13 protein-coding genes are annotated in these 13,618 nt (G+C 66.4%); 9 read left to right on the plus strand and 4 right to left on the minus strand.

Going from position 1 to position 13,618, the window contains the following annotated elements:
* Positions 1–34: 34 nt before the first annotated feature.
* Both BLT64_RS03355 and BLT64_RS03360 read left to right on the plus strand, forming a co-directional pair.
* Complete coding sequence (locus BLT64_RS03355) at positions 35–463, plus strand: ElaB/YgaM/YqjD family protein (protein WP_011747713.1); 429 nt, start codon at positions 35–37, stop codon at positions 461–463.
* Between the two features lie 7 nt (positions 464–470).
* Positions 471–1,166, plus strand: coding sequence for a phage holin family protein (locus BLT64_RS03360; RefSeq protein ID WP_074810340.1), 696 nt, complete (start codon positions 471–473; stop codon positions 1,164–1,166).
* 87 nt (positions 1,167–1,253) lie between these two features.
* On the opposite strand, the gene grxD is transcribed toward BLT64_RS03360, so the two are convergent.
* From grxD to BLT64_RS03380, 4 genes are all read right to left on the minus strand, one after another.
* Positions 1,254–1,616 (minus strand): Grx4 family monothiol glutaredoxin, encoded by a 363-nt coding sequence (gene grxD / locus BLT64_RS03365; protein ID WP_011747711.1) that lies wholly within the window; start codon positions 1,614–1,616, stop codon positions 1,254–1,256.
* 51 nt (positions 1,617–1,667) lie between these two features.
* Positions 1,668–1,910: a BolA/IbaG family iron-sulfur metabolism protein gene (locus BLT64_RS03370; protein ID WP_011747710.1), complete on the minus strand. Its 243-nt coding sequence runs from the start codon at positions 1,908–1,910 to the stop codon at positions 1,668–1,670.
* Between the two features lie 267 nt (positions 1,911–2,177).
* Positions 2,178–2,948 carry a Bax inhibitor-1/YccA family protein gene (locus tag BLT64_RS03375; protein ID WP_011747709.1) on the minus strand — a complete coding sequence of 257 codons (771 nt, stop codon included), beginning with the start codon at positions 2,946–2,948 and terminating at the stop codon, positions 2,178–2,180.
* A 122-nt stretch (positions 2,949–3,070) separates the two neighbouring features.
* Complete coding sequence (locus BLT64_RS03380; protein ID WP_011747708.1) at positions 3,071–4,039, minus strand: NADPH:quinone oxidoreductase family protein; 969 nt, start codon at positions 4,037–4,039, stop codon at positions 3,071–3,073.
* Positions 4,040–4,217: 178 nt separating this feature from the next.
* Between BLT64_RS03380 and BLT64_RS03385 the strand changes: the two genes are divergently transcribed.
* The 7 genes from BLT64_RS03385 (at position 4,218) to BLT64_RS03415 (ending at position 13,616) form a co-directional block, all read left to right on the plus strand.
* Positions 4,218–4,577, plus strand: a complete 360-nt coding sequence (locus BLT64_RS03385; protein ID WP_011747707.1) for a helix-turn-helix domain-containing protein — start codon at positions 4,218–4,220, stop codon at positions 4,575–4,577.
* Positions 4,578–4,657: 80 nt separating this feature from the next.
* The gene (locus BLT64_RS03390; RefSeq protein ID WP_011747706.1) at positions 4,658–5,473 is read left to right on the plus strand and encodes an inositol monophosphatase family protein; all 816 of its coding nucleotides are present in this window, start codon (positions 4,658–4,660) and stop codon (positions 5,471–5,473) included.
* A 92-nt stretch (positions 5,474–5,565) separates the two neighbouring features.
* On the plus strand, positions 5,566–6,951 hold the full coding sequence (gene mgtE / locus BLT64_RS03395; protein WP_041529841.1) for a magnesium transporter: 1,386 nt from the start codon (positions 5,566–5,568) through the stop codon (positions 6,949–6,951).
* Entirely contained in the window at positions 6,936–7,520 is a 585-nt protein-coding gene (locus BLT64_RS03400) for a 5-formyltetrahydrofolate cyclo-ligase (RefSeq protein WP_011747704.1), read from the plus strand. The genes mgtE and BLT64_RS03400 overlap by 16 nt, the downstream gene beginning before the upstream one ends.
* A gap of 395 nt (positions 7,521–7,915) precedes the next feature.
* Positions 7,916–11,533: a vitamin B12-dependent ribonucleotide reductase gene (locus tag BLT64_RS03405; RefSeq protein WP_011747703.1), complete on the plus strand. Its 3,618-nt coding sequence runs from the start codon at positions 7,916–7,918 to the stop codon at positions 11,531–11,533.
* A gap of 73 nt (positions 11,534–11,606) precedes the next feature.
* A complete protein-coding gene (locus BLT64_RS03410; protein ID WP_011747702.1) occupies positions 11,607–11,858 on the plus strand; it encodes a hypothetical protein in 252 nt (83 codons plus the stop codon).
* 213 nt (positions 11,859–12,071) lie between these two features.
* Entirely contained in the window at positions 12,072–13,616 is a 1,545-nt protein-coding gene (locus BLT64_RS03415) for a DegQ family serine endoprotease (protein WP_074810343.1), read from the plus strand.
* The last annotated feature ends 2 nt before the right edge of the window (positions 13,617–13,618 follow it).

Raw genomic sequence — 13,618 nt, forward strand, 5'->3', positions numbered from 1 at the left:
GAAAACCGATACAGCCCTGTGAAAGGACAATATCATGGCGAACCACGAAGCCACCGCCGACGAAATCAAGGCCAAGGCGCGCGATGCCGCCGACGATGTGGGCCGTCACGCCCGCCGTGCGGCCGACGAGGCCAACGAAGCCCTCGAGACCGCGCGCGAGCACGGCGCCGAACTTTACGAGACCGCCCGCGAGAAGGGGGCCGAATTCGTCGAAACGGCCAAGAAACGCGGCGCCGAATATGCGGACACGGTGCGCGAGCGCGGCCATGAATATGCCGAGCGCGCCCGCGACGAGGCCCGCCGGCTTTATCGCCAGGGCGAACGCCAGGCGCATGAGGTCGCTGCCCATGCCGAGGAATATTACGACGAGGTCTCGGACATGGTGCGGCGCCATCCGGCGCAGGCGCTGGGGATCGCGGCCGGCGTCGGCTTCCTGCTGGGCCTGATCATCGCGCGCCGCTGAGCTTTCGATGTTCGACTATACCAGGAACCTGCAGCTTGCCCTGACCGACAGGCTGCGCCGCGCCGGGCTGGGCGCCGGGGCGGGGGTGGCCCTGCTGATCGGGGCCGGCTTCCTGCTGGCGGCGCTGTGGACCTGGCTTGCCCATCATCTGGGCTGGGGGGCGCTTGGCGCCTCTCTGGCCATCGGCATCGGCTTCGTCCTGATCGGGCTGGTCGTGATGCTGGTGGCGAAAAGGGAGCGCCATCCCGTCCCGACCACCGACGAGCTGAAGGCCGAGGTCGAGCAGCGGCTGATGCTTGCCGCCGATGTCGCCATCGGAAAGGCCACAGGCGCGGCGGATGCGGCGCTGGAGCGTGCCTCGCAAAAGGCCAGCCTGCTGATGGAACAGGCCGAGCAGCGGGTGCATTCGGTGACCGACAGCCTGTCCTACAAGGCCGACCGCATGGCCGACCGGGCCGAGGCTCGCGTCTATGGCGCCGCGCGGCGGGCGGGCGAGGGGGCGGCGCGCAAGCTGGGCCTGCCGCCCGATGCGCTGCGCCGCGCTGCGGGACAGGTCCAGGGCGCCTCGCAGTCGCGGGCGGCGGCCATCGCGCCGCTGATCGGCGCCTTTGCGGTGGGCATGACCCTTGCTTCGCGCTTGCAGGCCCGGCGCCATCGCGACGAGCCGGATGAGGCGGAGGACTGGGATGACGGCCGCCATTGAGCGCTTCGGCCGCGCCGCGCCGACAAACGAATGACCCCGCCATTGGCGGGGTCATTCATGTCCAGGATGCGGGATGCGCGCCTGCCGTCAGGCGTTCGCCTCGCGGATCTTCTCGGCGGCGTCCTTGTCATAGGTCACGCCCGCCTTGTCGAAAAGCTGGTCCAACTCGCCCGACAGCGTCATCTCGGTGACAATGTCGCAGCCGCCGACGAACTCGCCCTTGACATAGAGCTGCGGGATGGTGGGCCAGTCCGAGAAATCCTTGATCCCTTGCCGGATCGTGTCATCGGCAAGCACGTTCACGTCGCGATACTGGACGTTCATGTAGTTCAGCACCCCGGCCACGCGGCTTGAAAAGCCGCATTGGGGCATTTCCTTGGTCCCTTTCATGAACAGGACGACATCGTCTCCGTCGATCGTCTCCTGGATCTGCTGGCGTGCATCGGTCATTCTGCTGGTCCTTGCTGAAGCGCCGCCACGACGCGACGCTTGCGGTTGATCTTACTCGGGTGCCTTGGTGGTCAGCGCAAGCGCGTGCAGCGCCCCGTTCGGCCCGTCCATATGGCCCTGCAGGGCGGCATAGACGGCGCGCTGCTGCTGCACGCGGTTCTGGCCGCGGAAGCTTTCGTCGATCACCTCGGCCGCATAATGGTTTCCGTCTCCGGCAAGGTCGGTGATCGTGATCTTGGCATGCGGAAATGCAGCGCGGATCAGGGCTTCGATATCCTGGGCTTCCATCGCCATGGCGGATCCTTTCTTTGTTCTCTCTGATGTAGGGGAAGCCCGCGCGGGCCGCAAGATCGGCCGGCAGGGCATTGATGCCGGGCCGGGAAAACGGCCTCAGCCGGATCGCGCAGGCCGCCGCCAGGGACACCGTCGGCGGGGCCCGGCATGGTGCGGGGGGCCGATGCCATCCGGTGGGGATCGCCTGCGCGCCATCCCGGGCCGGCGGCCGGAACGCAAAGGGCCGGGCGAATGCCCGGCCCCATGATCCATTTTGCTATTCCGCGATCACTCGCGGTTGCCGAGGAATTGCAGCAGGAACATGAACAGGTTCAGGAAGTCCAGGTAAAGCTGCAACGCACCCATGATCGCGGCCTTGCCCAGGAAGTCGCGGTCGGAATTCGCCAGTTGCAGATAGGTGTTCTTGATGTTCTGCGTGTCATAGGCGGTCAGGCCGGCAAAGATCAGCACGCCGATCGCCGAGATGGCGAACTGCATCGCGCTGGATTGCAGGAAGATGTTCACGATCATGGCGACGATCAGGCCGATCAGGCCCATCATCAGGAAGGTGCCCATCCCCGACAGGTCGCGCTTGGTCGTATAGCCGTAAAGCGACAGCCCCGAGAAGGCGATGGCGGTGATCAGGAAGGTCTGGATGATCGAGAAGCTGGTATAGGCCGCGAAGATCCAGCTGATCGAGATGCCCATCACCGCGGCGAAGGCATAGAACAGCGTCGTCGCACCCTGCACCGACAGCCGGTTCAACGCGGCGCCGAAGGCGAATACCATGACCAGCGGCGCAAACATCACCACCCACTTCAGGGGCGACAGATACAGCGTCTTGCCGAACTCGGTCAGGTAATGGCCGTTGCCGAGCGCCCATTGCGTGGGCGTGTCGGAAAGCGCGAGCCCCGCCATGCCCCATGCGGCGCCGGCAGTGACCAGCATGCCCACGGCCATCAGGCCATAGACCTTGTTCATATAGGCGCGCAGGCCCTCATCCACGGCAGCCGAGCGCGTCGCGGTCCCGGCCGTGCGGATCGAATTGTAGTCTTGCATAGGTTCTCCCCGGTCGAAAATCGCGGTGCGGCCCGGATGGCCCACCATCCACGCAGATATTGGCAAAGGACGCCGGTTTTTCAATGCGCAACCGTCGGTTTTGCCGCCCTCTGACGAAAATTTCAGATGCTAATGATCACCTTGCCGGTCGAACGCCGGGTTTCGAGCAGTTCGTAACCCTCGGCCAGCCGCTCCAGCGGCAAGGTGACGCCGACATGCGGGCGCAGGCGGCCCTGTTCGTAAAGCGCGAAAAGCGAGGCGATGTCCCGTTCCAGCAATACGGGATCGAGCTTGCGATAGCCGCCCCAATAGAAGCCGTGGATGGCGATGTTCTTGACCAGGGCGTGGTTCAGGGGCAGGGCCGGGGGCTTGCCGCCGGCAAAGCCGATGACCAGGAAGCGGCCGCCGGGGCGCAGGGCGCCGAAGGCCGCCTCGCCGGGCGCGTCGCCCACGGGATCGTAGACCACGTCGACGCCGCCCAGATCGCGCAGCGCGGCGCGCAGGTCGGGGCAGGTCCCGCTGTCGATGCAATCCGTGGCGCCCGCGGCCCGCGCCGCCGCAAGCTTGCCGTCGCCCCGCCCCACCGCGATGACGCGCGCGCCAAGGGCGGCGCCGATCTCGACCGCCGTCAGCCCGACGCCGCCCGCAGCACCCAGAACGGCCAGGGTCTCGCCCGCGCGCAGTCCGGCACGCAGGGTCAGGGCGAAATGGCTAGTGCCATAGGCGATCAGGAAGCCCGCCGCCTCTTCATAGCTCATCGCGTCGGGAATCGGGTGGCAGCATTCGGCGGGAAACAGGTTGGCCTGCGCCATGGTGCCCTGGCTTTGCACGACGACGCGGGTGCCCGGCGCCAAGGCCACGCCCTCGCCCGCGGCCAGGATCTCGCCCGCACCTTCGAGGCCCGGGACAAAGGGCAGGGGCGGCGTCTCCTGATAGCGCCCCCCGGTCATCAGCAGGTCGGCGAAGTTCAGCGCGGCCGCCCGCATGCCGACCAGCACCTCGCCCGGGCCGGGCGGGGCCAGCGTCATCTCACCCGCGACAGGCGAGCCCGACATTGTCTTGATTTGCATCATTTTCCACGTCGTCCGCATGATTCCTCCCATCCTGCCGCCATGTTGCCTGGGTCGCTTTCTTCCATGTTTCCCGGGGGTTCGGCCATAGACATTCGGCGTTTGCGAGCGATTGTCTTTTTGGACAAGTGGCCATTATCGACCTCGAAAATCGCGGTAATGTGGTGTAGCGCCCGTTTAGATTGAGTGAGGTGTTACCATGAAACATAACGTGGATGTCCATGTCGGAAAGCGAATCCGTCATCGTCGATGGATGATCGGCATGACGCAGCAGCAGCTTGCCGAAAAGGTCGGGATCAAGTTCCAGCAAATCCAGAAATACGAGACCGGGATGAACCGCGTCTCGGCGTCGCGGCTTTGGGACATCGCGCAGGCCGTGGACGTGCCGGTCAGCTTCTTCTTCGAAGGGCTCGAGGACGGCCATGTGCATAACGCGGTCGAGGGCGACATCCTGGCCGACAAGGAAGCACTGCAACTGGTGCGCGCCTATTACGCCATGCCCGAGGCGCAGCGGCGCCAGATCTTCGAACTCGCCCGCGTGCTGTCGGACGCGGCCTGACACCAGCCGCCGTTCCGGGGCTTTCGCTTGCGGGACACTGCGGCTAAACCTGCGCCCGAAGCATATCCGGGGTGCAGGTCATGACAAGCGCGAACAAGACCAATCCTGTCGAAGGGGCCGAGCGGATCGTGGCCGTGGCGCATCGCCTTGCCGATGCGGCCCGCACCGAGACGCTGAACCTGTTCCGAAGCCCGGCGCTGCGGCCCGACAACAAATCCGCCACCGGGTTCGATCCGGTGACCGAAGCCGATCGGGCCAGCGAACGCGCCATGCGTGCCATCCTGGCCGTCGAATGCCCCGAGGACGGCATCCTGGGCGAGGAATACGGCAGCCGGGACGGACAAAGCGGCCTGACCTGGGTTCTTGATCCGATCGACGGCACCCGAGCTTTCATGGCCGGGGCGCCAAGCTGGGGCGTGCTGATCGGGCTCAGCGACGCTCAAGGCCCGGTCTATGGCATCGTCGATCAGCCGCATCTGGACGAGCGCTTCGAGGGCGGGCTGGGCCGCGCGCGGCTGATCTCGCGCCATGGGACCAGCCCGCTGCGGGCGCGGCAGGGGGTCGCGCTGGCCGAGGCGACGCTGATGACCACCTATCCCGAGGTCGGCAGCCCCGCCGAACATGCCGCCTTTTCCCGCGTCGCGGCGCGGGCGCGGCTGGTGCGCTATGGGCTCGACTGCTATGCCTACGCGCTTCTGGCCGCGGGCCATGTCGATCTGGTGATCGAGGCCGGGCTGCAACCCTATGACGTGGTCGCGCCCATCGCCGTGGTGCAGGCGGCGGGTGGCGTGGTGACCGACTGGCAGGGCGGGCCCGCGCATGGCGGCGGCACGATCCTGGCCGCGGGGTCACATGAATTACATGCCGAGGCGCTAGCCCTGCTGAAGGGCGATTGAGGCCCGGAGGCAGGCCCCTTATGGTGCCTCTCCGACCGACTTGCCCAGACCGCAATCCTCGTCGCAAGACCCGAACCCCGAGGAGCCAGCCGATGACCGAGCCGCGCGAAGCCGAGACGGATGTCCCCGAAACCGATTTCCAGCTGAGCCGGCAGGATCTCGATGCGATCAACAAGGCCATCGACGATGGCGACGGGCCGACGCTGGATGCGCTGCTCGAGCCGGTGCATGCCGCCGACATCGCCGACCTGATCGAGCAGCTGACGCCGCCGCGACGGCGCGAATTCCTGAATCTCTATTCGGGCGAGATCGACGGCGAGATCCTGTCCGAGATCGACGAATCCATCCGCGACGAGGTCATCGAGCAGTTGCCGCACGAGGTGCTGACCGAGGCCGTCCGCGAGATGGACAGCGACGACGTCGTCGACCTGATCGAGGACATGGAGGCGCCCGAGCAGCAGGCGATCCTGGCCGCGCTGGACGAATCCGACCGCGCCGCGGTCGAACGCTCGCTGACCTGGCCGGAATATTCGGCCGGCCGCCTCATGCAGTCCGAGGTCGTCACCGCGCCCGGGCACTGGAGCGTGGGCGAGACCATCGACTTCCTGCGCGGCGAGGAATGGCTGCCCGACCAGTTCTATCATGTCGTGCTGGTCGATCCGCGTCGTCACCCCACCGGCTATGTCACGCTGGGCAAGCTGCTGGCCTCGCGCCGCGACGTGCTGCTGCGCGACATCACCGAGGACAGCTTTCGCACCATCTCGGCCCGGCAGGACGAGGGCGACGTGGCCTATGCCTTCAACAAGTATCACCTGATTTCGGCCCCGGTGGTGGACGACGACGACAGGCTGGTGGGCGTCATCACCATCGACGACGCCATGTCGGTGCTGGACGAGGAGCACGAGGAGGACTTTCTGCGCATGGCCCGCGTCTCGGACGAGAGCCACGTTTCGGACGGCCCCTTCCAGACGGCCCGCCAGCGCCTGCCGTGGCTGGTGATCAACCTTTGCACCGCCTCACTTTCCGCGCTGGTGATCTCGCGCTTCGAATCGACGCTGGCGCAGCTTGTCATCCTGGCGGCGTTGATGCCCATCGTGGCCTCGACCGGCGGGATCGCGGGGACGCAATCGCTGGCCGTGGCGGTGCGTGCGCTTGCCACGCGCGAACTGACCAGCGCCAATGCCCGCCGCGTGATCCTGCGCGAACTGTTTGCGGGGCTGCTGAACGGCGTCGGCCTGGCCCTGATCCTGACATTGGCCGGCGCGATCATTCTGGGCAGCCTGCAGATCGGGCTGGTGCTGGGCATGGCGATGATCGCCAATCAGGTCGTCGCGGCAATGGGGGGCGTGCTGGTCCCGCTGGGGCTGAGCAAGCTTGGCCTCGATCCGGCACTGGCTTCGGGGACGTTCGTGACCACCATGACCGACATGATGGGATTTTTCGCCTTCCTGGGGCTGGCGTCATGGGTGCTGGTGTGAAGGGCGGGCTGCGCCAGGCGGCACTGTCCGCACGCGCGCAGGGCGGCGACGACGCCGCGCTGACGCGCCATCTGATTGCGGCGCTGGCGCCCCATCGCGGCAAGGTGCTGGCCGGCTATTGGCCGATGCGGGGCGAGGCCGATCCGCGCCCGGCCATGGCGGCGCATGAGGGGCCGGTCTGCCTGCCGGTGGTGACGGGTCCGGCGCGGCCGCTGGAGTTCCGGGCCTATGACGGCCGGCTGGAGCCCGGCCGCTTCGGCACCAGCCATCCCCCGACCGATTCGCCGGTGCTGGTCCCCGAGGTGCTGATCGTGCCGTTGGCCGGGTTCGACCGCGCGGGCCACCGGCTGGGCTATGGCGGCGGCTTCTACGACCGGACCCTAGCCGGCCTGCGTGCCCAGCGACCGGTCGCGGCGATCGGGCTGGCCTATGCCGTGCAGGAGATTCGCGCCATTCCGGCCGAGGCGACCGACCAGCCGCTGGACCTGATCATCACCGACCGGGGTGTCATCATGCCGCAGCCGGAAAAAACCCAGGGCGCGAATATGGGAACGAAATTGCAACCCTGATGCCTGCCTGCTGGGGATAAGCCTGTGGAAAATGGGTGAGCGGCTGCGAAGAACCCCAGCAGATCGCTTGGCTTTTCACCTCCCGCCGGAATTTGCCACTTGTTAACAATGCAGTTGCAGCGAATCTGGTGTGCCGTCAGGGGGCCGGAAACGGGGCCGGTGTCCAGTAAAAATTTTGATTGAAATGCGGCATGTCTCGGGTCAATTTGTGGCTCAGGCCGGCGGCGCCACCAGATCTTGTGTCCCTCTCGACATCCGATCCGGTCAGGCGGCAAGCGGCAGAGATCAGAAAAATGGCTTTCGGGGTGCCGGACTATCCGGTCGCCGGGACCGCATTTTGCGGTGCGGCGGCGGAGCGGCGCGCGGCCCGGACGGATGAAGGGGACAGTCAAGGCATGCGGATCGAACGGCGCTTCACCACGGCCGAGAGCGGGGCTTACGGCGCGCTTTCCTTTACCACCACCACCAGCGAGATCCGCAACCCGGACGGCACCGTCGTGTTTCGCAACGATTCGGTCGAGGTGCCGCAGGGCTGGAGCCAGGTCGCCTCGGACGTGATCGCCCAGAAATACTTTCGCAAGGCCGGCGTGCCGGCGCGTCTGAAGCGCGTCAAGGAGAAGGGCGTGCCGGAATTCCTGTGGCGCTCGGTCCCTGACGAGGAGGCGCTGGCGAAACTGCCCCAGGAGGCGCGCTTCGGCGGCGAGACCAGCGCCCGCCAGGTCTTTGACAGGATGGCCGGCGCCTGGGCCTATTGGGGCTGGAAGGGCGGGTATTTTTCCAGCGAGGACGACGCCCGCGCCTATTACGACGAGATGCGCCATATGCTGGCGGCGCAGATGGGTGCGCCGAACAGCCCGCAATGGTTCAACACCGGCCTGCATTGGGCCTATGGCATCGACGGTCCCGGCCAGGGCCATTTCTATGTCGATTACAAGACGGGCAAGCTGGTCCGGTCGGACAGCGCCTATGAGCATCCCCAGCCCCATGCCTGCTTCATCCAGTCCGTCGCCGACGACCTGGTGAACGAGGGCGGCATCATGGACCTGTGGGTCCGCGAGGCGCGGCTGTTCAAATACGGCTCGGGCACGGGCACCAATTTTTCGTCCCTGCGAGGGGAGGGCGAGAAACTGTCGGGCGGCGGGAAATCTTCGGGGCTCATGGGCTTCCTGAAGATCGGAGACCGCGCAGCCGGCGCGATCAAGTCGGGCGGAACGACCCGGCGCGCGGCAAAGATGGTGATCTGCGACATGGATCACCCCGACATCGAGCAGTTCATCAACTGGAAGGTCATAGAAGAGCAGAAGGTCGCCTCGCTGGTGGCGGGCTCGAAGATGCATGAGCGCGAGCTGAATGCCATCTTTGCCGCCATCCGCGAATGGGACGGCAGCGTCGAGGATGCCACCGATCCGGCGAAGAATGCTGTGCTGAAATCGGCCATCCGTTCGGCAAAACGCGTGATGATCCCGGAGACCTATATCAACCGGGTTCTTCAATATGCCCGGCAGGGCTTTGATTCGATTGAATTCCCGACCTACGATACCGATTGGGACTCGGAAGCCTATGTCTCGGTCTCGGGCCAGAACTCCAACAACTCGGTGCGGGTGACGGATGCCTTCCTGCGGGCCGTGCGCGACGACCTGCCCTGGGAACTGGTCCGGCGCACCGACGGCAAGGTGGCCAAGACCGTCTCGGCGCGCGAGCTATGGGACCAGATCGGCCATGCCGCCTGGGCCTGCGCCGATCCGGGCATCCAGTTCCACGACACCGTCAACGCCTGGCATACCTGTCCCGAGGACGGGGCGATCCGCGGCTCGAACCCGTGCAGCGAATACATGTTCCTGGACGATACGGCCTGCAACCTGGCCTCGATGAACCTGCTGAGCTTCTGGAGCGGCAAGGAATTCGACGCCGACGGCTATGTGCATGCCAGCCGGCTGTGGACAGTCACGCTGGAAATCTCGGTCATGATGGCGCAGTTCCCCAGCAAGGAGATCGCGCAGCGCAGCTATGATTTCCGCACCCTGGGCCTGGGCTATGCCAATATCGGCGGGCTCTTGATGAACATGGGCCTTGGCTATGACAGCGACGAGGGCAGGGCGCTTTGCGGTGCGCTGACTGCGGTCATGACCGGGGTGAGCTATGCCACCTCGGCCGAGATGGCGGCGGAACTGGGGCCGTTCCCCGGCTATGGCAAGAACGCCCAGCACATGCTGCGGGTGATCCGCAACCACCGCGCGGCCGCCTATGGCACAGGCGCCTATGAGGGCGTGAACGTGCGCCCGGTGGAACTGGATACCGCGAACTGCCCCGATCCGCGCCTAGTGGCGCTGGCGCAGGGCGCCTGGGACGAGGCGCTGACGCTGGGCGAGGCGCATGGTTATCGCAACGCCCAGGCCACGGTGATCGCACCGACCGGCACCATCGGGCTGGTGATGGATTGCGACACCACCGGCATCGAGCCCGATTTCGCGCTGGTGAAGTTCAAGAAGCTGGCCGGCGGCGGCTATTTCAAGATCATCAACCGCTCGGTCCCCGCTGCGCTGGAGACGCTGGGCTACGGCTCGGCCCAGATCGAGGAAATCATCGCCTATGCGGTGGGTCATGCCAGCCTTGGCAACTGCCCGGGCATCAACCATGCCAGCCTGATCGGCCACGGCTTCGGCCCGCGCGAGCTGGAAAAGGTCGATGCGGCGCTGGCCTCGGCCTTCGACATCCGCTTCGTCTTCAACCAGTGGACGCTGGGCGAAGCCTTCTGCCGCGAAACGCTGGGCATCCCGGCGGAAAGGCTGAACGACCCGACCTTCGACCTGCTGCGGCACCTGGGCTTTACCCGGGCGCAGATCGATGCGGCGAACGACCATGTCTGCGGCACCATGACGCTGGAGGGCGCGCCGCATCTGAAGCCCGAGCACTATTCGGTCTTCGACTGCGCCAATGCCTGCGGCAAGAAGGGCACGCGCTATCTGTCGGTGGAAAGCCATATCCGCATGATGGCGGCGGCGCAGAGCTTCATCTCGGGCGCGATCTCCAAGACCATCAACATGCCCAACTCGGCCTCCATCGCCGACGCGCTGGCCGCCTATGAGCTGAGCTGGTCGCTGGGCATCAAGGCCAATGCGCTTTACCGCGACGGCTCGAAACTGTCGCAGCCGCTGGCCTCGGCGCTGGTCGAGGACGACGAGGAGGCCGAGGAGATCCTGGCCACCGGCAGCGCGCAGGAAAAGGCCGCGGTCCTGGCCGAGAAGATCGTCGAGCGGATCATCGTCAAGGAGGCGGTGCGCAACCATCGCGAAAAGCTGCCGCAGCGCCGCAAGGGCTATACCCAGAAGGCGGTGATCGGCGGGCACAAGGTCTATCTTCGCACCGGCGAATACGACGACGGCAAGCTGGGCGAGATATTCATCGACATGCACAAGGAAGGCGCGGGCTTCCGGGCGATGATGAACAATTTCGCCATCGCCGTGTCGGTGGGCCTGCAATATGGCGTGCCGCTGGAGGAATTCGTCGACGCCTTCACCTTCACCCGCTTCGAGCCGGCGGGCATGGTGCAGGGCAATGACAGCATCAAGAACGCGACCTCGATCCTGGACTACGTGTTCCGCGAACTGGCGGTCTCCTATCTGGACCGCACGGATCTGGCGCATGTGAAGCCGCAGGGCGCGCGTTTCGACGACCTGGGCGGCGGCGAGGCCGAGAGCCAGCCCAATGTCGCGCCGGTCAGCGAGGGCGCCTCGCGTTCGCTGGAGATGCTCAAGCAGATCAGTTCGACCGGCTATCTGCGCAAGCGGCTGCCGCAGGATCTGGTGGCGCTTCAGGCCGGCGTCTCGGTCGCGGCGGTCTCGACCGCAGAAGGGGCGGCGGCGGTGGGGGTCGTGACCATGGACGCGCGTGCCAAGGCCCGGATGCAGGGCTATGAGGGCGATCCCTGCGGCGAATGCGGCAACTATACGCTGGTCCGCAACGGCACCTGCATGAAGTGCAACACCTGCGGCGCGACCAGCGGTTGCAGCTGAGGGCGATCCAGGTCCGGGCCGGGTCCGGGCGCAGCGCGCGGCCGGACCTTTCCGAAACGAACAGGGGCAAGACATGGAACTGATCGTCGGCACCAGGCGCATCACCCCCGCCGCCATCCATCCGATTCCCGGCGGGGTCGAGGCCGAGTTGCGGGGCGATGCGGTCCTGCCGCTTCTGGACGAAGCCTTTCAGGGCGGCGGCCGGGTCGAGATGCTGGGCGGCGGCATGGACCGCCGGCCGATGGATGTGGCGGGCATCGAGATGCGCGGCGCCTCGACCCTGGTCACGCTGCTTTGCGCGGGCGAGGCGCCGCGGCTGAACTGAAGATCATCGCTGCGATGAAACCTGTTCCGCGTCCCTTGGGCCGCGGAACTTTTTTATGCTCCGGCACTTACGCCCGGCATTGCCTGCAAGTCACGATCAGTTCATTCTTTGCGAGCGTGGTTCATTTGCAACGGGCTCGAAAATCCCCTTGAACATGAGCATATTGCCAGGAGACCGGGTAGCGCCGCCCCGGCATGGAAGGAGACAATCCAGATGAACAGACCCTCTTCCCGCCATTTCCTGACTGCGTCCAGCCTTGCCTTGCTCATGGCGCTGACGCCGGCCTTCGCGCAGGAGCCGGCGACGCCCGGCGCAGAGGCCGCACAGGAAGCCGCAAACAGCAACGAGCCGCTGACCGCACCCGACAGCCAGGCGCGCCAGCAACAGGTGATGCCGGAAAGCTTTGCCGACCTGGTCGAAAAGGTCAGCCCGGCGGTCGTCAACATCACCACCACCTCGACCGTTTCGACGCCCCTGGCGCGCGGGCCGCAACTGCCCGAGGGCAGCCCGTTCAGCGACCTGTTCCGCGAATTCGGCTTTCCGGGCTTCCCGCCGGGCGAGGGCAATCCCTTCCAGCGCGGGCCGCAGCGCGAGCAACGCTCGAACGCGCTGGGTTCGGGCTTCGTCATCTCGCCCGACGGGCTGATCGTGACCAACAACCATGTCATCGACGGCGCCGACGAGATCGAGGTCGAGTTCTTTTCGGGAAAACGACTGCCTGCCCAGGTGATCGGCAAGGACGACAAGACCGACGTCGCCGTGCTCAAGGTCGAAAGCGACGATCCCTTGCCCTTCGTCAAGTTCGGCGACAGCGACAGGGCGCGGGTGGGCGACTGGGTGCTGGCGCTCGGCAACCCGCTGGGGCAGGGCTTTTCGGCCTCGACCGGCATCGTCTCGGCGCGCAATCGCGCACTTTCGGGCACCTATGACGATTTCATCCAGACCGACGCGGCGATCAACCGGGGCAACTCGGGCGGGCCGCTCTTCAACCTGGATGGCGAGGTGATCGGGGTGAACACCGCGATCCTGTCGCCCAATGGCGGCTCGATCGGCATCGGCTTCTCGATGGCCTCGAACGTGGTCAGCAAGGTGGTCGAGCAGCTTGAGGAGTTCGGCGAGACCCGGCGCGGCTGGCTGGGCGTCAAGATCCAGCCGGTGACCGACGACATCGCCGAATCGCTGGGCCTGTCCGAGGCCAAGGGGGCCATGGTCACCGACGTGCCCGCCGGGCCGGCCGCCGATGCCGGGATGAAGGCCGGCGACGTCATCACCAGTTTCGACGGCGGCGAGGTCAAGGATCCGCGCGATCTGGTGCGCCGCGTGGCCGACGCCCCGGTGGGTGAGGCGGTCGCGGTCGTGGTCCAGCGCGAGGGCGAGCCGGTCGAGCTGCAGGTGACGCTGGGTCGGCGCGAGCTGGCCGAGGGCACCGGCAGCGGCAAGGTCAGCAGCGCCGAGGAAACCGCGAGCGACGTGATGGGCATGACGCTGGCACCGCTGACGCCGGAAATCGCCGCCGAGCTGGGGGTTTCGCGCGACATGCAGGGGCTGGTCGTGCAATCGGTCGACCCAAGCGGCGCGGCCGCCGACAAGGGGTTGGTCGCGGGCGATGTCATCACCGAGGCGGGCCAGCAGCCGGTCGCGACGCTGGCCGATCTGGAGGGGCGCATCAAGGAGGCGCGCGAGGCCGGGCGCAAGTCCATCCTGGTCATGGTGCGCCGCGCGGGCGAGCCGCGCTTTGTCGCTCTGCCGGTGGGATGAGC

The organism is Paracoccus denitrificans, assembly GCF_900100045.1.
GTDB lineage: Bacteria > Pseudomonadota > Alphaproteobacteria > Rhodobacterales > Rhodobacteraceae > Paracoccus > Paracoccus denitrificans.